A 22,914-nucleotide genomic window follows, 5' to 3' on the forward strand; every position below is an offset into this window, starting at 1 on the left:
TATTTTTTTAACACATAGAAACATAGTTTCTCTAGAATAAATTGAAGAATACCAAAGAGAAATATATTTCTTCCACATAGCTAATGATTGCTTGAAAACAAGTGAAACGCCTTTTTAGATCACTCTGAATCTATGTTTCTATGTGTTAAAATTATACCAACGAACAAATAATACTTAAAATATGTCCGCAAAATCCCATTTTTTTATAGAGTCGGGAGGTTTTCCCGCGCAGTTGTCAGGTCAGGGCTTTGGACCTCAATCTGAAACTGTTTTCAACCTGACTTCTAGATTCTCTTTAGATGCACCCAAAAAAGCCTTTTCGATCTGCAAAGGAGTTGTTTTATTGCAGCCTCAAACCGGCGATCCCGATAAAGTGAATCTAATTCTTCGTCCTTACAAACAGCCTTTTCCTGGACTGAATATCAAATATTTTGTTTACAGAGGTTTACAGAAAAGTGATTTTTTTACAACTGATTCCGATCCATTAATTATTGCAAAAAGCAGTTCAACTTCTGACTTTATTAATAAGATAAACGACGATTTTGATGCTTTTCATAAAGGACGTGTAAAAAAAGAAGGCGAAACAGTCACGCCTATTCCTGTTCCTGCTTTTACTGTTAAATTTATTGGTTACGATGCAACTCTAACTGATACAACAATCCAACTTTCTGACTTCTTTTTTAAAGAATCGAAATTTGTCGCAGCTGGCAATACTTTTGATGAGAAAGACGATTTCGAATTGCCTCTAATCGATATTGGAAAATCGTTAGGAAACTTTGCAGAAGGCGAATGCGGAATTGATGTTGTTCTAAATTACGGCGATTACAAACATGATTTTGATAATACTGAATTTGCTTTCAATTTAGAATATGCCCGCAAACCTTTTGCAGAAATTACAGTAAATGGCTCAACAGATTTCATTAAAAAATTGCAGCGCGAGCAAAGCACTCAATTTATTGATATTGCCGCTTATTATGGTTCTCATGTTGAAAATGGAGTTGTTACGGCAACTGCCTCTGGAGTTCAAACAGAGAAAAAAGGAACAGCCATTTTCAGTGATTTGCTTAATAAGTTTTGGACAAAAAACAATTGGTACATCTACATTCAAAGTGACCGTACACGCAGTTACGATTTTTACAAAAACTATAAAATTGGAGCAGGTCCCGAAAACCTAAAAACAGGATTGTTGAAAGATACGGCAACCAATGAAGTTTCTATGACTGCTATTCTGTATGGAAATTCTAAATGGCCTGTCTTAATTAATACACAAAACCAAGCAAATACGGTTGCTACAAATAATCTGTATCTACAATTTCCGACAGACAATAATAACAATACTGCCTTTTACGGACAACTTGCCAAAGTTGCCAATGCACAAAAAGACAATTTTATTAATGCCGACGGACTACGATTGCCTCCAGATGAAGAAGGAAATTACAGTGAGCTAACCTCAACAATACAATTAACAACTCCTGCTGTTGAAGGCGAGAACATTGCTGCATTAAGTCTTTTAATTTATCAAGGAAAAGTGAATACTTATCAAATTCGTGAGGAAGAAGACGAAAACGGAAATCCTATAGCCGTAATTGGTGTTGTCAATTTTTTTGATGATGTCTTTGATTTAATTAAAGCGCAACCATTACTAAAATTAGGCAGTGACGAAAGTTACTCCAGAATGACTTCTGAAAAACTGAATCTAATTAATGAGTTTTATGACAAAAAGCAACAGGGAATTTCAATTGCACAAACAGTAACGGTTAACGATATCATTGAAACAGGAATTGAAGAGAAACCTTTTGTTGAACGTGTAACCTATCTTACAGAAGCGGCAGATGTTATGAATAATGCTGTTTCTGCAACTGGAAGCACTACTCCAGATACTAAAACTACAGCTTCTGCCAGTGGTGCAGTAACCAAAAGTAAAACATACGAGCTGCCTGATCCTTATTACTACAATTTAAAAGTGTTTACAGACAGTACACAAACTATTACAGGACTAGAATTAAAAACACTTGATAGCTCTACTCCTAATAAAATTATCCTAGGATTAACCAAAACCGAAAATGAAATTATAAAAGGTTTGATTTATAGTGATATGAAAAATCCTCGTTTGTTTTTGATTGATTTATTTGAAGATAGCAACGAAATAATTTCTCCTGAAGATATTAAATATCAGAAATACAGAGTTGGAATTGTGATTGAAGATACTAATGGCAGCAATAAGCTGAAAGAACCAAGTAATCCTGTTTTTGTTTATTCATTGGATAGGAGATATCATTTTAGTAAGGGGTATAGCGAATATATGCCTGATTTAGACATTAGCATTCCATTTTTTAATATTAATACCGTTTTATAAATGACTACTACCGCAATTCTAAAAGATGGAACTCCGGTAAGGATACATCTATTTGAAAAACCAGCTTTTGATGTCGAAGGCTTTTTAGTTGGTTTTACTCTATCCTCATTAAATTCAGAAGAATATAGATATTATCAACAATCAGAATTTAAAAGAGAAGATCGAAAAAGGCCAAACCTATCGGGCTATTACGACAAAACAATGTTTTTAAAATACATTCAAAACGTTGAACCTGTTCCCACACTAGATAATTTGGTTAAATATAACTTTAAAAAGATTCTAGCTACTGAGGGTGAAGAGATAACGGTTACTTCAATTGATTTTGAAGAACCTTATGATTATTTTTATAATGAAAAAAAATACACTTTTAATTTACAGAACACAATTGATAATAGAGGCGTTCGTAACTACTTAAAACCAATAGTTGAAGATTTTGAAACTGTTGACTACAAAATTAATACTGATGGCACCAATGCAGTCATTGTTCTCAATAATCAATCAGGGCTTCCTGGCGGTCATTTTTATAAAAAAAACTTAGGAGATTTTATAAATTCATGGTCAGTAAGTAATACCCAAAAAACTTTGATTAAGAAAGCAATGAGCTTGATTATTTTTAAAATTAGAGAAATTAATCGAGATATTATTCCCCTTATTGCTTCAAATACTCACTTCTTCGAGAAAGAGCAAGATGTTGCAAATGGAATTATTGATTATAATGATTTTACAGATCTCGAAAAACTATTGTTTAATTTTAAAAGAACTTGGGGATATTACTATGAAACACCTCTAGACGGATTTTCTCGATCATACAACGATAGTTTTGAGGCTTTATTTTCTAATTCATCTACTTTAGAAGACTATCAATCCTATCTTTCAAGCCTACAAAATTTTTATCAAATATGTAATAAGACTAAAAATTTGGCATATTACCCTGCTGATGACAAAGTAGAATATTTATTAAAGATATTATCACCATCTGCTTTAAACGTAATTCCTTATGAGTTGATTATTAAATGTATTAAACAATATTTAAAATTCAATTTATCGCAAGAGGATCAAAGAGTACTTGTAAAACTTGTTATATCTATAAATCCATCACATGCAAATCACTTTTTAGATTTTTTACTTGAAAAAGAAAATGGTGCTGAGACTAATTTTCAAGTTATCTATGACACTCTTACAGATGCAAGACTAGAAAGATATCCTTTTGTAAATTGGTTTGTTGATGAACAAACTAATAGGAAATATTTTGCATTTGCAGTATTTAAACTTTGGAAAGTATCAAAATACAACATGGATTTTATACGTCCAGGAGTAATTGTGGCTGATCCTTGGCCTAATTTTAAAGGCGTTGATCCTGAAAATTATTTTTATATCAATGACAATGAATTTAACAAAAGAAATTGGTTGACATTTACTTCATCCATAACAGATAATATAAGAACAGAAGAATATTTTGAATCTAAGTTATTAGATAAAAAAGTAGAAATAACTAAAATTTCAAAATTAGATATCAATTTTGAGCACGGTGGTTACCATCATGACTACAAACCCTTTGTGGGATTGTTTCATCTATATCAACAAGTTACATTTTCGGGATACGAGGCTAATCTTGACTTATCGATTCCAACAACCGCAACAATACCAGCTTTTCTTTTTCATTTTATTACAGAATATGACGAATTAGCAGATTTTGATGCTGGAGTTGCATTAGCTGTAAATTTAACCGTTGACGCTTTATTAATTTATTTTACTGGAGGATCAAGTATTCTTAGCGATTTACAATATTTAAAACATACCACCAAAATAGGAAGAGCATTAGCTGGTGGAATTAAACCTACTGAAGCTATTGAAATTTGGAAAGGTTTTAAAGGAGCAGCCGACATTTTTACACTTACAGCTGGCTCTTTAACCCACATTAACCAATATCTAATAACTACTGAAAATGATGAGGCTAAAAGAAAAATTTTAGAAGGATGCCAAAAAATATTTATATCCTTAACTTTTTTAGGAGTTGGTTTATCTTTAACAGCACAAGCCCATGCTGTGCGTGAGGCAGAAAAAGTTTTAGATTTAATTAAAGCCCTACCCCCAGGTGTCGCTCATGGTCTTACTCCAGAAATGTTTAATTTATTGACAACACTAAAAGGCAATAAAGATGTAACTTTAACCTTATTTGGAAACAAATTAAACAGTTTAGATCTTGGGGATGCTACTAATTACATTCTTTTAAAATATAATTCTGTTTTTACTGATGCTCAAAGGTTAAAGTTCATGACAGATTTTCAGCATACTGATGATGTTGTATTTTGGAGATTATTAAACGATGGAAAAAATGCAAGTGGCATTCGTAATGGTAGTTATATTGATAATTGGATTAGTTTAAGCGAAAGAGGATTACAAGAAGCAAAAATTACTGATTATATTTGTGTTCAAAGAAGAACTGATGCACTGATTCGTTATGTTGATGAACCAATAACCAAACCAATAATAAACACTCTTAGCTATGAAAGAAAATTAGTTTTTATTGATACTTTTGGAGATGATTTGGCAACATTTCAAAATAAGCCTGAGCTAATTAATCATTGGAAACGATATTATGATGATTTAACTTTGAGAGAAGATTTTTTAATTCTCAATAAGAATAAACAAATAGAATTCTTAGATAGTTTTGGAACTATTAATAATTATTGGTTTAATAGATTAAAAAAACAGCCATATTTATTTGACAAATTCAATACAGCATCAAATCAAAGTAAATTATTGGCTAAATCTAATCCCAAATTATGGATAAGAATAAATAGATATTATTCACTACCAAATGGATTAGGCGAAAAATTATCATCATCTTATTTAAAAAACACATACAAGACAGAATATGCAGAAAGATTAGTAAATGCTGTAGAAACAAAATCACAACAGTTGTTAAATTCGCATCCAAGTCGAACTTATAGGGATGAAAACTTTCAATTAGTATCAGGCATGATTGATAAGAATTCTGGTAAAGTTTCAGAATTATTCACTAATTTTCCAAAGAAATATTTTAAAACTGAAAGCCAATATATTACTTACAGAGAATCATTGCATCCAAATATTAAGGCAATAGTTGAAGAATTAGAACATGTAAAATCTCTTTATAATGTAGATCATATTATTAATATAGATAAAGCTGGTCACTATATTGGAGCCCATGCCGAAATTAGAGCCTTAAATGATTTAATTGAAAAGAGATTTGGAAGTTCAATGGTAGAGGAAAGTTTATTTAATGATTGGTTAGAAAATTCTGTTTTGGGTTACAATAGAAATATTACGGTGAAAATTGACAATACTAAAGTAATTATGCCAAGATGTGTAGACTGTTTTTATATAACAGACTTATTAACTTTTATAAATAAATAAAATGAATGTAAATTTTGAAAATATAGAAATTGCCAATGTCGATGCGGGAGGTGGATTAACATACCATTATAATGGTCTTCCTTTTACAGGAACAATCGTAGAATATAATAACAATGGAGTATTGATAGGAGAATTCAATACAAAAAATGGCAGTAAAGAAGGGAGAATCGCCCTATATTATAATAGCGGTCAAATTATGGATGAACATTTTGAAAAGGATAATCGTTTATATGGTATTTATAAAGAATGGGATGAAAATGGAAATTTATTAAGTGAGGTTGATTGTGGACCACAGCCTTAATAAAACTCGATCGCGCAGATATATTTCCGCAACGACCCCGACTCCCGATCGCGCAGATTTATATTTGCAACGATAGCGCGGATTTGTAACCCCGATCGCGCGGATTTATCTCAGCAACGATCGCGCGGATTTGCAAACCCGATCGCGCAGATCTATCTCCGCAAGATCGCGCGGATTTGTAATCCGTGCCCGCAAAGATTGGTTTGATCTCTTCGCTGGCACGATCGTCCCACTCGTGAACGTAAAATAAAAACAACAACTCAAAGACAAAAATCTTTGAGTTGTTTTAAAACCCCGATCGCGCAGATTTACCTCCGCAACGATCGCGCGGATTTACAATCCGTGCCCGCAAAGTAATTCTTCAAATCCCTACAAATAAAAAGTAAAATTTTCCACTATACTTTTTATTTTTGTAGGAAAAAAGAATATATCAACAAAATATAAAGCAACAACAACTGAGGAAGCATATTTTATAACTGTAACTGCCGTAGGATGGATAGATATATTTACAAGATTAAATCAAAAAAATGTTCTAATCAATGCTTTAAAATATTGTCAGGAAAATAAAGGTTTAGAAATTTATGCCTATTGTATTATGAGCAACCATATTCATTTGCTCTGCAAAGGAACGAATGGTTTTGTATTATCTGATATTATTAGAGATTTTAAAAAATTTACATCAAAAAAAATAATACAAACTATAATAGATGAACCTGAAAGCAGAAGAGAATGGATGTTGGAATATTTTCAAAAGACATGTGAACATTTAAAAAAGAACCAGACTTATAAAGTATGGCAAAATGGCTATCATGCAGAACATATTTACAGCAATAAATTTATCAAGCAAAAAATTGATTACATCCATAACAATCCTGTAAAAGATAAAACTGTTAGTTCGGCTGAAGATTATTATTTTAGTTCGGCAAGGAATTATTCAGGCTTAGAAAATGATTTAGATGTTGTTTTGTTAGATCTGTTTTGAAAAAAATCTATTGCGTTCTAGAAAACATTAAAAACAATTGATTTTTTTTGATTTGCATTGTGTCCAATCTTTGCGGGCACGGATTGCAAATCCGCGCTAACGTTGCTGAGATAAATCTGCGCGATCGGGAGATGCTAGTATTGAAGGTATCAAAAATATTAGATTTAATCCTAAAGAACATATTAAACGCTTACTTGAATATCCTAACGCAACAGAGAATATTGCTTATTTTAATAAAAGACGAAGCGAAATGTTACCTCCAAACTTTAAAGATATTGCGACCAAAGGTCCATATCGAATTCATGAAACAGATAGTTTTATAAAGCTTGAAATACAATCAAATGGAGTTGCAAGAGCATCTTTAATAGATGAAGCAGGAGATATAATTATGCAAGGAGGCAGTTTAAATGGTAAGAGTCTTGACCCTTTAGGTATAAAATTTGATTTACCTCAAAAGATGGCCCAACAACAAGATATAAATAGATTTTATAACAATTGGTTGGGAGTATATGTGCCTGATCAAAAAAGTAGTGGTTTTTTAGGATCTATTCATACTCATTATGAAAAAATATATTTGCCAAAAAATGGGAAACCAGCTTTAGATTATATTGTGATAGACTATAAACACTTTGACGAAATTTCTATTGTAATTGGACAACAACCCACTTATTTGAAAAATCAGATAGATCAATTTGTTATTCAAAATTTCAATCAATATACAAATCAATTAATCAAATTAAATTACTAATTATGCCAGATACCAAAATTACAAATGGAAACAACCTAGGCTTTTGGGTTCATGAAATATATATGCAATTAGCTTATTGTTATATTTATGATGAATTAATCAAACCGCAATACAGTATAACGAATAAAGATGATATGCTTTATTCAATAAAATTTCATATCAATGGTTATTCAACGGGGATTATGTCTTTAGGTTGGGAAAATTATACAAATAGTCAATCAGATAAGCAAATGATAATTTCAGTATTACAAGCTGTAAAAACCAATTTACAAAATAAAGGTGCATTTATACCTATTACAGAATTACAAGCTATTCCAACTGAGGATGATGATTTTAAAATCTATTATACAGATCCTTTTCCTACTTATCAATTAATCAAGATAGTTGATGCTTTAATTGAGATTATTCAGGGCGCTTGGTCATCAACAAATTACAGTATGGATATTGCATACAAATAATGGCATAATACCCGATCCCCTGTCTTGTCCTAAAATAGATTTACAAAAAACAGAAAAACAACTCAAAGACAAAAAAAACCGATCGCGCAGATTTAGCTCCGCAACGATAGCGCGGATTTGCAATCCGTGCCCGTAAAGATTGGTTAGTTCTCTGTCTTGTCCTAAAATAGATTTACAAAAAAATAAAAACAACTCAAAGACCAAAAATCTTTGAGTTGTTTTAAAATCAAAAGAGAAAACCAAATCTCTTAAACTCCAAAAAATCACATTTTAAAAAACCCGATCGCGCAGATCTATCTCCCGATAGCGCGGATTTGCAATCCGTGCCCGCAAAGTAATTCTTCAAAACCCCACAAATAAAAAGTAAAATTTTCCGCTATACTTTTTATTTTTGTAGGAAAAAAGAACGTGTCAACAAAATATAAAGCAACGACCACTGAGGAAGCATATTTTATAACTGTAACTGCTGTAGGATGGATAGATATATTTACAAGACTAAATCAGAAAAACATCTTAATAAATGCTTTAAAGTATTGTCAGGAAAATAAAGGTTTAGAAATTTATGCTTATTGTATTATGAGCAGCCATATTCATTTGCTCTGCAAAGGAACGAATGGTTTTGTATTATCTGATATTATTAGAGATTTTAAAAAATTTACATCAAAAAAAATAATACAGACTATAATAGATGAACCTGAAAGCAGAAGAGAATGGATGTTTGAATATTTTCAAAAGTCATGTGAACATTTAAAAAAGAACCAGACTTATAAAGTATGGCAAAATGGCTATCACGCAGAACATATTTACAGCAATAAATTTATCAAGCAAAAAATAGATTACATCCATAACAATCCCGTAAAAGATAAAACTGTTAGTTCATCTGAAGATTATTATTTTAGTTCGGCAAGGAATTATTCAGGCTTAGAAAATGATTTAGATGTTGTTTTGTTAGATCTGTTTTGAAAAAAAATTATTGCATTCTAGAAAATATCAACAACAATTGATTTTTTTTGATTTGCATTGTGTCCAATCTTTGCGGGCACGGATTGCAAATCCGCGCGATCGGGTTTTAAATAATGAAGATCTGATGTTTAGTGTTGACATTTTATTTAAAAAAGCTGATGGGACTCCTCTAGTCGGAAAGATACATTTAGATATTGATGCCATTGTTGTAAATAAATCTATAAATAAAATTAAAATGCCATATAGTGCCAAACTTCCTCCCGGAGAAACATTTGAAACAACAAAAACAAAATATAATGATGCTCAAAAATTAGAAATTTTAAGAAATCTCCCAGAAGATATTACACAAGCAAAAACATTTATAACACAGGAAGGAAAAAAAACATGGAAAGACATAACAATGCCTCAAAATTTCAATCAAATCCATTCCATAGAAGTAAAATATTTGGATAAATCTGGAAAAGCTAAAACAATGTCTTTATCAAATTTTAAACAAATGTTAAAAGCTACCCCTTATTCTTTAAGTGATTTTACAGAAATTAATCCTACAACATTCAATACAACAAAAGAAGAATTATTAAATAGTTTATATATTAGAATAATAACAGATTAAAATAAATAATATGCCACTAGATATTAGATACAAAATAGAGAATATAGATACTTATTTCAGAAAAGACGAATTAAGCACATTGCTTTTTTACATAAAGGATATTAACTACGATTTAGCTACTAAACTTTATTTTTTATTAGAAAAAGAAATAGCTTTTAGATTAGAAAACCATTTGGATATTGGAAATCTAGATGCTTTTAATGATATGTCTGCACATTTTGATTCAGGCGATATTGAAGAAAGTATTCAATCAATAGCAAATCAAGTTATTCCATCATTACAAAATGAAAGACTGAATATATGGGAAAAATATGGCGGTTTTGATAATTTAAAGAATGAAGTTAATAATGGGAATGATTGGAGTTTTAATTTAAACATAAATTATGATTATGTCCCGGAATATGTTGATTATTATATTGATATGTTGATTGAAATAAAAGAACTTTTACAAAAATCTTTAAATCTTAAGACACCAATAATGATAAGTTATGAAGATTAAAAACCTAATCGCGCAGATTTAGCCCCCCCGCTGGCGCGAGCGTCCCGCTCGTGAACGCAAAGTATTTCTTACATTAGCTCAAAAATAATAAATGAGCAGAAAATACAAATTTGGAGATAAAACTGGAGCTTACTTTATAAGTTTTGCTACGGTATTTTGGATAGATGTTTTTACAAGAGAAGAATATTTTGGGAACATTGTAGAATCATTAGACTACTGCAGAAAGAACAAGGGAATGGAGATTTATGGTTATTGTATCATGCCTAGTCATATTCATTTAATTTTCAGATCTGAAAATGGAGATCCTTCTGGTTTAATAAGAGACTTTAAAGGTTTTACCTCTAGAAAAATGCTCAAAACAATTGAAGAAAATCCCCCGCTGGCGCGAGCGTCCCGCTCGTGAACGCAAAGTATTTCTTACATTGGCTCAAAAATAATAAATGAGCAGAAAATACAAATTTGGAGATAAAACTGGAGCTTACTTTATAAGTTTTGCTACGGTATTTTGGATAGATGTTTTTACAAGAGAAGAATATTTTGGGAGTATCGTAGAATCATTAGATTACTGCAGAAAAAACAAAGGAATGGAGATCTATGGCTATTGTATTATGCCAAGCCATATTCATTTAATTTTTAGATCTGAAAATGGAGATCCTTCTGGTTTAATAAGAGACTTTAAAGGTTTTACCTCTAGAAAAATGCTCAAAACAATTGAAGAAAATCCGCAAGAAAGCAGGAAAGAATGGATGCTTTGGATGTTTGAAAGAGCAGGAAAGAAAAACAGCAATATCAAATTCAGGCAATTTTGGCAGCAAAACAATAAACCTATTGAAATTTGGTCTTTAACAGTTTTTGAGCAAAAACTAAACTATATTCATAACAATCCAGTTCAAACAGGTTTCGTTACTAATCCTGTAGACTGGAAATATAGCTCTGCCAGAAATTATGGAGATAATGATCAGACCGTTTTAGAAATTGATATTAATTGATATGCTGTGTGTGCACGAGCGGGACGCTCGCGCCAGCCGGGGAAATCTCGCCTCCTACGAAGAAGGTTATGTTAGTATAGATATTGTATTTTATGGTGCAAATGGTAAACCTTTACACAAAGGAGCTATCCGAGATATAGATGGATTAATTTATGATATTTACTCACAAAAATTCGAAACAATTAAGAGCTGTAAGCTCCCTATTAAAAAGACATCTTGGAAAGAAGAATCAGATTTTATTCTAGCATATGGTAATATTCCTCTTAGAGACAATACATTAATTAAAAATTTTATTAGGAATAATGAGAGATTGAAAAAACTTAAAACAGATAAATTTATAAACAAAATAGAAAGTTTTAAATTTAAAATGAAGGACGTAAGAACAAAAAAAGATATACTCATGAACGCCTCTGATTTTCAACAAAGGGTAAAAAGTTCTTATTTACAATCAGACATTATCGAAATAAATCCTTCAACTTTTAACACTACCAGAGAACAAATAATCGAAGGTACATATCAATATTTGCACAAAAAATACAACCAAACGAATAGTTGGGATTAATAACTTATTAAAGAAAAAAAATGGCCAGAAGAATAGAATTAGAAGTTAATTATGATGACTCAAATGCACCAGGTTTCTACACAAATTTTGATGATTATGGAGCTATATTATATTATGCTTTTACTGTAAACAAAAATTTAGCTTTAGAATTATACAAATCAATGGTAAGTGAATATAGTTACAAAGAAAAAACTGGAATGCCTGTTGGAGAATTGACTAATGTTGATTCAAATGTTTATATCTCGCTAAATGATTTACCACAAGTAATTACATTTATAAATAATCAAATTTTACCCTCTTTACAATTATTGCCATTAAATTTGGATTTAACAAAAACATGGAATATTGGAAATAGCTTAGAATCGTTTTTAATGAAACAAGGTAGTTTTTTTGACTATTTCAATATTGATAACATTGAACAAGATGATTATACCACTGAATATTTTATATCTGTATTTAGCAAATTAAGAGATTTTTTTCAAGAAGTTGTTAATAAAAACGTAATATACAAGGTGGCAATTGTTTAACATCCCGATCGCGCAGATTTAGCTCCCCCGCTGGCGCGAGCGTCCCGCTAGTGAACGCAAAGTTGTCTTGTCCTAAAATAGATTTACAAAAAATAATAACAATCCCGATCGCGCGGATTTATCTCAGCAACGATAGCGCGGATTTGCAATCCGTGCCCGCAAAGATTGGTTAGTTCTCTTTGTAATTATAAAAAAGTACATTAATTGTGTAACTTTTGCTTTAGTGATTTGTTTTTGTGTCTTACTGTTGCGGGCACGGATTACAAATCCGCGCTATCGGGTTAGAAAATTCTGTTTTGGGTTACAATAGAAATATTACCGTGAAAATTGACAATACTAAAGTAATTATGCCAAGATGTGTAGACTGTTTTTATATAACAGACTTATTAACTTTTATAATAAATAAAATGAATGTAAATTTTGAAAATATAGAAATTGCCAATGTCGATGCGGGAGGTGGATTAACATACCATTATAATGGTCTTCCTTTTACAGGAACAATCGTAGAATATAACAACAATGGAGAATTGATAGGAGAATTCAATACAAAAAATGGCAGTAAAGAAGGGAGAATCGCCCTATATTATAATAGCGGTCAAATTATGGATGAACATTTTGAAAAGGATAATCGTTTATATGGTATTTATAAAGAATGGGATGAAAATGGAAATTTATTAAGTGAGGTTGATTGTGGACCACAGCCTTAATAAAACTCGATCGCGCAGATATATTTCCGCAACGACCCCGGCCCCGATCGCGCAGATTTATCTACACAACGATAGTCCCGATCGCGCAGATCTATCTCCGCAACGATCGCGCGGATTTGTAATCCGTGCCCGCAAAGATTGGTTTGATCTCTTCGCTGGCACGATCGTCCCACTCGTGAACGTAAAATAAAACAACAACTCAAAGACCAAAAATCTTTGAGTTGTTTTAAAATCAAAAGAGAAAATCAAATCTCTTAAACTCCAAAAAATTACATTTTAAAAACTCTGGAAACTTAAAACCATAAGTTTCCCGACTCTACTATTGGCTACATCTACGCCAATACGCAAACCTTATTTCTTTGTTTTACAGCTGTAAAATAAAACCCTATTGTGACGCCACTAACACAATTTTTAAACATTCAGGATTACTTGCAATCATCCAAAATCAACAACTGTTTGTAAGTACCAACATATCTGAATGAATTACGGTAATCCCCTATAAGCCCGATTAAAAGCCTGTAAATTATTTAAAAACCCGTAAAAATTAATTAAAAATGAGTACAAATCACAACAGAATCAGAGTAGCGGACTTAGAAAAAAATCAACCAAACAAAATTTTAAAAACAAACCAAAATGGTGAATTAGAGTTTAGCGATGCAAACAATTTTCAAGCCGAAAGTTATAATGCTCTTGACTGCACCACCGAAGGCAAAACACTCGATGCTAGACAAGGAAAGGTCTTAAAGGATATGATTGAGAATGTTAGTACATCGCCAGTTTCTTTAGTCAATGATCTCACAACTGGAGGAACTAATAAAGCTTTAACAGCAGAAATGGGGAAACAACTAGATGAAACAAAGCATCCTCTTGAAGATCAGAGATTAAGTCAAGACCAGACTGTTAAATTTGGGCGTGTTATAGTTAAGGATGGTAAATATGTCAGTTACATAGAACCTTTTCAAGTACTTGCACAAAATGCAGAAACTTATTTCTCAACAAAATTAACTCCAGATGCAATCATTGCGCAATCTAATGGTGCTAGAAAACTTGAAGTAAAATACAACAGCATAAATTTTGTTGAAGACCCATATACAGACAAAAAAGGAAGTCTTCAAACTCAGTTTTTAACCGGAGCAAGATCATGGCAATTACAAGATAAAGATGGAATTGTTGCTTTAACAAATGATAATGTAGTTACAGCACCTGGAAACACTATACGACCTTCTTTAATAATTCCTAACGGTACTTTAACAACTACCCCAGCAAACGGGGCTATTGAACGTGATGAAAATGGTGTGTTATGGGAAACTCATAATAGTATTCGATCAAGATTAATTACAACGTCGGATAACTTAATTCCGATTGCTTATAAGGCAACAACAAGTATGCAAACAAACTTAGATCTTGCCGTATCTTCTACTTCACAATATGTCTCAACTAATATTAGTGCTGGCAAGTTTTCAAATGCTTCTGTACAAAGACTTAATGCTAGTACAGTAACCGTGACATCAACATACAATTCAACAGGTCTCAAGCCAACAATAGCTAAAACTGAAGTCTTTTTAAAAATCAATAACGGCTTATTTACAACACATTTCAGCGGATCAAATCCTGCAAATGAGGTCAAGATTATGGAATATTCTGGATTGAATAATTATGGTTATAAAAACTATCAAAATCTACTATTATTCAACATTCAAAATGCTAATCCGCTACTTGCACAATGGTCAACGATTGATTTTAATGTCCAAACCATTAATGATGGGAAAATTACAACTGAAGATAAATCTTATTATTTAAGAGATTCAATTAATTCTAGAACTTTTGGAGCTTCTGAAGCATCTTTTAGTATTGTTTTTCGTAATACACTAGCTTTTACTGATGAGAATAACAATAATGGGTTAAATGCTAAAACTTTAGTTCGTGCCACGAATTACGCACTTTTCATAGAAACAATCAGATAAAAGAATTCAAATCAAAAAGGAACTATGAATTAGATTCCTTTTTGATTTAAAATCATTCTCTTCCAAACTTCATACAGAAAGTTATTAATTGTTTCCCGTTCTTTTTATTTCCTATTCTTCAAAAAACAATTTCAACCTCATCCACTCTCTTTACAACCTTGTAAAGCCACAGAACATCCATGTTAAACCACTAAGCAGCTCTTTTTTAAGCTCCTTTTTTAGGCTCATCTTTACACTGTCAGAAGAAAAAAAGAGAATAAAAACCTCTTAAAAAACACAGTCTTTTGAAAAAATACTAGGCGAATAAATTGTTCAAACTGCTTAGAAAAATCCATATAAAAAATCATGCATTTACACCCCAAGATTGGTTTGATCTAACTACAATTTAATCATTCTGAATACGAACAAAATTAAAGTCAAAAACAAAATTAGAATATGCCAACTAATCCAATTCCTGCGGTTCCAATTCCTACAGCAAGATATTATCCGAGATTATCCGAGGTAATTACTGTAGACGATTTACCAGAATTCTTATCGTTTGTCGAAGATGGTCTGAATTCCATTTTTGATAAAATTCATTACAAAAATTTACAATATTCAAAAGGATATCGTGGTGATTCTGCCTTTTACAGTCTTGATATTGTTTCAAGTACAAAACTGGCGCTCCCTCTGCCTTTTGGTCTAGGTTTGGTTCTTAATCCAGATCTAAAAGACAATGATTCTTCTATATCATCATTTCCCATTACGTTAGAATATCAGTGGGAAATTCTGGCTTTCTTAAAAACATTCAGCTCCAGCAGCTTCTCTTTTTCTATGGAAAATTTTTATGCTGTAGGACTTCAGGTTTTCCGCATTAGCGAAGAACAAGTTGTAGCTCACATGATGAATATTTTTGTGGAAGCTCAAGAAGGGAAAACAAAATACGAACAGCTTTTAGAAGATATTAATGCGCTTCAAAATACTGATCTGAAGTTTCCCACAGGTGTAGAACAATCTATTGGCGGTATTATTGACCTCATCAACAATAGTACTGTAATTACAAAATCGATTCCGATATTATTATTTGGAACTTATATCGCTAGAGAAGGATTTACTTTAGACGAAATCAAGCAAAAATTGCAAGATTTCTACAACATTGTAGCTCCAGACGGAATCGAAGCTCACATCAAAAGAATTATTACTCCAAAAGCAAAAGCAACTTTAGCTTTAAGTGCCGGTATTGAGTTTCCAAGAAACATCTTAAAACCTGTCCTTTCTAATGGGTCTGATTATGGTACTGGCAATGAAAAATCGATTTTTATATTTGGTAAAGCACAGTTGTATGCTGATACTGAAGAAGGTATTGGGTATCAATTAGAAATGGGAGGATCACTTGAGCCTAAAACTGCCATGATCGGCAATACGGGCCTACTTCTTGAGCTAGATACTTTAAAAGTCGATTTAAGCAAAAAAACCAATATTCCAGAAGCTGATGCTGACGGACGCCCAAATGATTTTGTTGGAGTTTATGCTCGTGCTGTTTCTGTAACCCTTCCTTCAAAATGGTTTAATGAGATTCCTAAAACTCCAGGAAGCACAGCTCCTACATTACAAATTGGGGCTTCAGATTTGTTAATTGGTACAGGTGGGCTTTCTGGAAATATTTATCTGGAAACAGTTCCAAGTACAGATGGTGCTTTTAGTTATTTTAATGACAAATTCAATTTTAATTATCCAATCACCATGTTCGAAAAAAACGAACAAAATGGTGTGACCAATAAAAAAGAAATTGCTGATTACTCTTCTTTACTTGTCTTTTTGCAAGAATTGAACACTAAAAAATTACCTTATGCATTTGATTATCCGTTATCGTTAACAACTATTAATGACTCTACAACTTATGTTTTTACTGATGCTAAAGATTATCAAAGCTTTCTGGCAGAACTTTACGACAATACACTTTGGAAAACTATTGGTTCTGAGAAAAAAGGATTCAAAGTAGGCTTTAATAAATTTGATATTACTTTCAAACAAAATAAAGTTACGAACTCTAACATTAAAGGTGCTTTAGAGATTCCGAAACTTGCAGAAAAAAATGGAGATCCATTAAAAGTTAACCTTGAAGGCCACTTAAATGATGACGGAGATTTTAACCTTACTGCTTCATTCCCAAAAGATAATAAACCACAGGCAAATCTTTTTGACCTTGTAAATATTGATTTCCACAGTTTCGAACTTGGCAAACAAGATGAAGATTACTATTTAGGAACGTCTTGTTATGTTTCTTTTCCTGAAGAAACTTTAATGGGAAGTTTATTAAAAGGAAAAGGATTTGAAGTTGAAAAACTGCGTGTGTACAGCGACGGAAATATCGAAGTTGAGGGAGGATCTATTCCTATTCCAATCAGTCTTTCTGTCAATTTAGGTCCAGTTCAAATGGCGGTTACGAACATCAACTTTGGTTCTACCCAAATTAACGGACGTAAATATAATTTCTGGGGATTTGATGGCGCAATCAGTATTAATCCGCTTGGAGTTGATGCTCGCGGTGAAGGGGTTAAATTTTATTACTCTACTGATCAGAACTCCGAAAACGGTCTTAAAAAAGATTCCTTTTTAAGAATCCAAACTATCGAAGTCGATTTAATCATTCCAGGAACTGCTACGGAGTCTTCAGCTATGGCAATTATTCACGGTATGATTTCGCTTCCTGAACCAGGAAAATCTAAGGAATTTATTGGTGAAGTTGGCTTAAAACTGCCAAAAGCAAAAATTTCAGGAAGTGTCGGCATGCGTTTTATGCCTAAATATCCTGCCTTCTTAATTGATGCCAGTATCGAACTGCCCGTTCCTATTCCGCTTGGATTCTTGGCTATTAATGCCTTTAGAGGTTTATTAGGATTTAGATATGTCGCTACGAAAGAAGCTGTAGGATTAACAAAAGACGATACTTGGTATGAATATTACAAACATCCAAAACCGGGTATCAATATTAAAAAATTCAGCGGCCCTCCAGACTCTATGCAGTACAATTCTCCATTTTCTATTGGAGCTGGAGCCACTTTTGGAACAGTTGCAGATGGTGGGCATGTATTGTCGTTGAGAGCCATGCTTTTATTGTCTCTGCCTACTCTATTTTATATTGAGGCAGGACTTAATGTTATTTCTTCAAGATTAGGTCTAATTGAAGATGATCCTAGCAATCCACCATTCTTTGCTATGGTTGCCTTTGGAGATGATTCCTTAGAATTAGCAGCTGGAGCAGATTTCAGCATTCCTAAAGATGGTGGTCAGATATTTAGACTCACTGCATTATTAGAAGCTGGTTTTTTCTTTAAAAATCAAAAGCCTTGGTATGTTAATTTCGGAACAAAAGAGAGACCAATCGAAGCTGAAGTTTTAACCTTATTTAAAGCAAAAGCTTTTATCATGATTTCTGCTCAAGGTATCGAAGCCGGAGCAAGATTAGATTTCAAATTACAGCAGAGTTTTGGCCCTGCCAAAGTCAAATTATGGGCTTATCTGGAAATGGGTGGAAAAATCTCATTCAAACGTCCTCAAATGGGTGGTTACATTAGCGCTGGCGGAGGAATTCAGATTAAACTTTGGATTATTAATGTTGAAATTGCTTTAGATACCATATTCTCTGTCGAATCATTTAAGCCTTTCTTGATTTATGCCAAATTAGAATTGAGCGTTCGAGTAAGAATTGCCATGATTAAAGTACGTAAAAACTTTACCGTTGAACTGCAATGGGATCTCAACCGAATTATTGATCGTACGCCATACAGCCCACTTCCAAAAGGAACAGTCGCAGATGGCGAAGATGATAGAACTTTAGAAAATGTCAAAGGAGTCCATATGTTGACTAATCAAGCTTTTTCTTTGGATTATTTCAAATCTGTTGGTGAAAAAAATTATGAAAGCAAAAAACTTTATCCAGATGGAACGCCAAGACCTGAGTTTATTACGTCAGTAATTCCTTTAGATACTTATATCGATATTAAAACGGCAAAAGGATTAGTACCAAGTACTGAATTAGCCAAAAAAGTTGGCGGATATACAGGTGAAGCCAAAAACTATACTGATTTGATGCCTCCTGAAGCGACATCTAAAGCCGGAAGGCCAATACGTCAAGTTAAACATGAATACGGAATCAAATCGATCAATTTAAAATCTTGGAATGGCTCTGCTTGGGTAGATTATAATCCTTTTGAAGCGGTTGTAGAAAATAAGGAAGGTCCTCGTAATCAAGTTAAAAATTTACCTTGGGCACATTGGCAAAAAGCTATTGACCAATATGATTCTATTCGAGTATTAGCAACAAATCCGTTCTCGTTTTTAAGTGCGGCAGAACCTGGTTGGCATGTTCCTGAACAGTTAGGAATTACGTCTACAAAATTGTTTTGTGCTGCAACCGAAATCGAAAAACAGCATATGGATTTCCTTAACAAACAAATTGGAAAGCGTTACTATGTGCCAATGCAGTACGAAGCTGACAAAATCAATGGTTTGTTTTTCAAACTTATTGGCGAACTTCCTGTTATTGAAGATAAATACACGCTTGAAGGTGGAGATTTTATGAGTATTACAACTGATGAAAATCCTTTTGGCTATAATCGATCATTGTCTTTTAGAAATGAAAACGAATTAGAAATTATTTTCCCTGAATCTGGAATTGATCCAGAATTAAGGCTTACAACTCAGGCAAAAGAAGTAAAAATCACAGCTTATACTGCTACGTTTAACGATGGTGATAAATTAGTATCCTACATACCTGTTGGCTTTAGTAAAACTAAGACAGGCGTCTTTTCGGCAGAACAAACTTACTTGAAAGCTGAATTTTCGAATGCAATAACCTTATACACTGAAGAAGTTGATGGCCAAAAGAAAAAGATAGATAAAATTGTAATTAGTCCAGTTTCTGCAAAAGCAAAACGTATTAGAGAAATTAGAAATGAGATTGCTGCATTATTTAATGATACTTATGATGAGCGAACAGGAGAAACTGAAATTACACTAACAGATCCTGTAAAAATTACCAAATACAATTCGTTAATGACTGAATTGTCAAATCTGAAATTGGATGCTGGTAATGAAAATCCTAATGCTGAAAGCAATCCAAATACCCTGACTTTTACTCATTATTATGGTTATAATGGAAGAGATTTATACGATTTTGATCAGGTAATTAAATTCAATGATTCGTATGTGATTACATTCCATCCAAAAGAGGATGCTAAAACTACTATTCTATTACATGTCAATTCTGATGGTGCTATTATTAGAGAACGTTTAATTAATGGAGTTGTAACTTCTCTGCAGATTATAAATGGTAATCTAATTGTAACTCAAGCTTTAAATGCAGAACAATGCAAAGGAATTGGAGAAGCAACAATCCATCTTGACTTTATTGTGGGATGTCAATCTCGTAATGCTGCAACTGCAATAATTCAATTTGATAATGAATTAAATACAATTTCGGGAACGCAATATCCTAACACATACTCTTTAGGTTTTAATAAAGTACTGTCTTTACCAAACAATGATTTTATATGGATAAATACGGTATCAAATGAAACTCAAATTAGTTGGATTAAAGGAAGTGATTACAGTATTATTCACCGTTGTAGAATCAACGAAACTGTCGTTAAAGCACTTCATCATAATGATACCGATTTTAGTTTAGTGACCAATAATAAACAAATTATTCGTTTTAGAATGGATAATATTTCTAGAAAAGTTACTTTAATTATCATACGATCAATTTCAAATCCTGAAGTCATTGACATTATTGATGCGATTACTGCGGGCAACAAAACCTGGCTTTCTGTTAAACTTTCAAATAACAAGTTTGGTTTAGTTCAAATTAATAGTAACAGTGTCAATTTATTGAAAAACGATACTATTTTTAATTCAGCGGTTTATTTGTCCAATAATGCTTTAACTGACAATTCGATTATAGCTTATAATGAACATTATTTATTTGTAGTTAATGAATCTTTAGAACTTACAAGATTAATTAAGAGAGAAAATAATACTCAAGACGCCAAAGTTATTCATCTTCAAAATGAACCTTCGACTAATGAAATTTTAATGCTTTCTTCTAAACCTAAAGAAAAAGGAATTTATTTCTCATTATTCAATGATCAATTTGACAACTGTTCTTTACATCCTGCTCAACAAGATACGCTTAGTATATCGACATCCAGATTAGGTGATGGTGGTACAAATTTCGTTTCACTGAATTCTATCACTGGATTAGATTTTAGCAGAAGCCTTAAAAACTCAAACATAATTACAACTGACGCTGTTATTTGTTCAAGTTTAGAAAATGCTGAAGATCCGGAACTTGATTACACTACTTACATTCAAAGTGTAGATTGGTTTAGCAAAGAAGATTATTATCATAATAAGACTATTTTGGATATTCCTGCCGTAGCTGAGCAATTACAAGCGATGAAAAATGCTGTCGAAACAACAGTACAGCCAATCTGGAGACCAAATACAACCTATTGTTTAGATTTTACCTTAACAGATACAGTTGATGATAATAAAAAGAATCCAACAGAATTTAAATATTATTATGGATTTAAAACTCTTGGGCCAATTGGGCACTTCCCGGTTAAGGATCCTGAAGCAATTGATCCTCAAAATCCGCCGGCGAAAAATGAATTGACAGCATTGTCTAAATCTCCGCTGACATCATTAAGAAGCTATCTGGATTATAATCGTTCTTATCCAAATGCAGATGGAAGTTTATTACAGTCTAAACCTTCATTCTACGGCAACGAACAGTGTGACATTTCTTTGTTCTTTACAAGTACGTACACTTCTCACATGTTTAAAAATTGGGCAGAATACGAAACTGAAAGACCTGAGATTGCAGGAAAACTTAATCTTTTCATCAAAGATCCGATGACTGATCTGCTTATTGAATATCCAATAAAAGCATTAGAAGAAGGACAAGAAAAAATCGCTTATCCACAATCGATAGAAAAAGATAATAACGAAGAATGGACTGATGATAATGATCCTAGAATTCCATTGGGTGTTAGACTATTAAACAATTTTATTAAAGATCCTTCTAAGACGCGATGTACCCTTGAGTTAGGAGATCCTTTAAAACCAAAATCATTAAAATACAAAACAACTTTAACCAATTTAAAACCTTCTAAACTGTATACTGTTTTGGTCAATAACTTTTTTGATGGTGCGCAAATAGGAATTTCAAGCGAAAGCAAAAACATCCTGGTTCATCAATTTGGATTCCAGACTTCGCGTTATGAAAATTTTAAAGAACAGGTTCAGAGTTATTTTGTTGATAAAGAAAAAACTAAAGAAGCTTTATATGATGTGAATGTTAATCTGGATCAGGAACGTATTGATGCTCTTCACTACTTAATCGCTCCTAAAACTGATACTGCCACAAATGCATTGAGCGATTCAATGGCAACAAAATATCAGCATTTATTTGATCGTGCAACTGAAGGAATTCTAAAACTTTCTCCTCTTGATCCTGCACAAGGTACTGAGATGAATAGAATTATTGATACAAATACTGGAGCAACGATAGCACTTTTAGTTCGAAATCCAGAGCCATTTAATATTCCGAAAATGCCTTTAGAAGAAATTCAGGATACTATTTCTGTTTTAGATGAACTAGAAAATCCAATATCTGGATACAGTGTGTTGCATTCAAAAGACTACTCGCAAGCTTTGATTATGCATAACAGCAAAACCATTTCTGGAATAGAAAACTTGAAAATCAAGTTTAAATACAAAATGTGGAATAACGAAAGAAGAAGTCCTTTAACCAATACTCTTGATACGCAGATACTGCCATTATACAATACAAATCTTTAAA

At 32.4% G+C, this 22,914-nt stretch carries 15 protein-coding genes and 1 pseudogene; all 16 read left to right on the top strand.

Translation table 11 applies throughout. The annotated features are described in order from the left end of the window. The first annotated feature begins 181 nt into the window (after positions 1 to 181). Complete coding sequence (locus tag BSF41_RS20000) at positions 182 to 2,356, top strand: hypothetical protein (RefSeq protein ID WP_141248168.1); 2,175 nt, start codon at positions 182 to 184, stop codon at positions 2,354 to 2,356. Then, positions 2,357 to 5,755: a hypothetical protein gene (locus BSF41_RS20005; protein WP_095931273.1), complete on the top strand. Its 3,399-nt coding sequence runs from the start codon at positions 2,357 to 2,359 to the stop codon at positions 5,753 to 5,755. 1 nt (position 5,756) lies between these two features. Then, the gene (locus BSF41_RS20010) at positions 5,757 to 6,056 is read left to right on the top strand and encodes a toxin-antitoxin system YwqK family antitoxin (RefSeq protein ID WP_095931274.1); all 300 of its coding nucleotides are present in this window, start codon (positions 5,757 to 5,759) and stop codon (positions 6,054 to 6,056) included. 427 nt (positions 6,057 to 6,483) lie between these two features. Next, positions 6,484 to 7,038, top strand: coding sequence for a transposase (locus tag BSF41_RS20015; RefSeq protein ID WP_095931275.1), 555 nt, complete (start codon positions 6,484 to 6,486; stop codon positions 7,036 to 7,038). Between the two features lie 250 nt (positions 7,039 to 7,288). After that, entirely contained in the window at positions 7,289 to 7,786 is a 498-nt protein-coding gene (locus tag BSF41_RS20020) for a hypothetical protein (protein WP_095931276.1), read from the top strand. Between the two features lie 2 nt (positions 7,787 to 7,788). After that, the gene (locus BSF41_RS20025; RefSeq protein WP_095931277.1) at positions 7,789 to 8,244 is read left to right on the top strand and encodes a hypothetical protein; all 456 of its coding nucleotides are present in this window, start codon (positions 7,789 to 7,791) and stop codon (positions 8,242 to 8,244) included. 408 nt (positions 8,245 to 8,652) lie between these two features. Further along, the gene (locus BSF41_RS20030) at positions 8,653 to 9,207 is read left to right on the top strand and encodes a transposase (protein ID WP_095931278.1); all 555 of its coding nucleotides are present in this window, start codon (positions 8,653 to 8,655) and stop codon (positions 9,205 to 9,207) included. 10 nt (positions 9,208 to 9,217) lie between these two features. Then, positions 9,218 to 9,820 carry a hypothetical protein gene (locus tag BSF41_RS20035; protein WP_141248169.1) on the top strand — a complete coding sequence of 201 codons (603 nt, stop codon included), beginning with the start codon at positions 9,218 to 9,220 and terminating at the stop codon, positions 9,818 to 9,820. A 10-nt stretch (positions 9,821 to 9,830) separates the two neighbouring features. Continuing rightward, a complete protein-coding gene (locus tag BSF41_RS20040; RefSeq protein WP_095931280.1) occupies positions 9,831 to 10,319 on the top strand; it encodes a hypothetical protein in 489 nt (162 codons plus the stop codon). A gap of 91 nt (positions 10,320 to 10,410) precedes the next feature. Next, positions 10,411 to 10,707, top strand: a pseudogene (locus tag BSF41_RS20045) (transposase); the annotation flags it as partial. A 52-nt stretch (positions 10,708 to 10,759) separates the two neighbouring features. Further along, positions 10,760 to 11,308: a transposase gene (locus BSF41_RS20050; RefSeq protein WP_095931281.1), complete on the top strand. Its 549-nt coding sequence runs from the start codon at positions 10,760 to 10,762 to the stop codon at positions 11,306 to 11,308. Continuing rightward, positions 11,295 to 11,870 (top strand): hypothetical protein, encoded by a 576-nt coding sequence (locus BSF41_RS20055; protein WP_141248170.1) that lies wholly within the window; start codon positions 11,295 to 11,297, stop codon positions 11,868 to 11,870. The genes BSF41_RS20050 and BSF41_RS20055 overlap by 14 nt, the downstream gene beginning before the upstream one ends. Before the next feature lie 20 nt (positions 11,871 to 11,890). Further along, complete coding sequence (locus BSF41_RS20060) at positions 11,891 to 12,397, top strand: hypothetical protein (protein WP_095931283.1); 507 nt, start codon at positions 11,891 to 11,893, stop codon at positions 12,395 to 12,397. Positions 12,398 to 12,804: 407 nt separating this feature from the next. After that, a complete protein-coding gene (locus BSF41_RS23640; protein WP_141248171.1) occupies positions 12,805 to 13,104 on the top strand; it encodes a toxin-antitoxin system YwqK family antitoxin in 300 nt (99 codons plus the stop codon). A 554-nt stretch (positions 13,105 to 13,658) separates the two neighbouring features. After that, entirely contained in the window at positions 13,659 to 15,068 is a 1,410-nt protein-coding gene (locus BSF41_RS20070; RefSeq protein WP_095931285.1) for a hypothetical protein, read from the top strand. Positions 15,069 to 15,503: 435 nt separating this feature from the next. Beyond that, the gene (locus BSF41_RS20075) at positions 15,504 to 22,913 is read left to right on the top strand and encodes a hypothetical protein (RefSeq protein ID WP_095931286.1); all 7,410 of its coding nucleotides are present in this window, start codon (positions 15,504 to 15,506) and stop codon (positions 22,911 to 22,913) included. Position 22,914: the final 1 nt, after the last annotated feature.

Origin of the sequence: Flavobacterium sp. ACN2 (genome assembly GCF_002303885.1) — a bacterium.
Taxonomy (GTDB): Bacteria; Bacteroidota; Bacteroidia; order Flavobacteriales; family Flavobacteriaceae; genus Flavobacterium.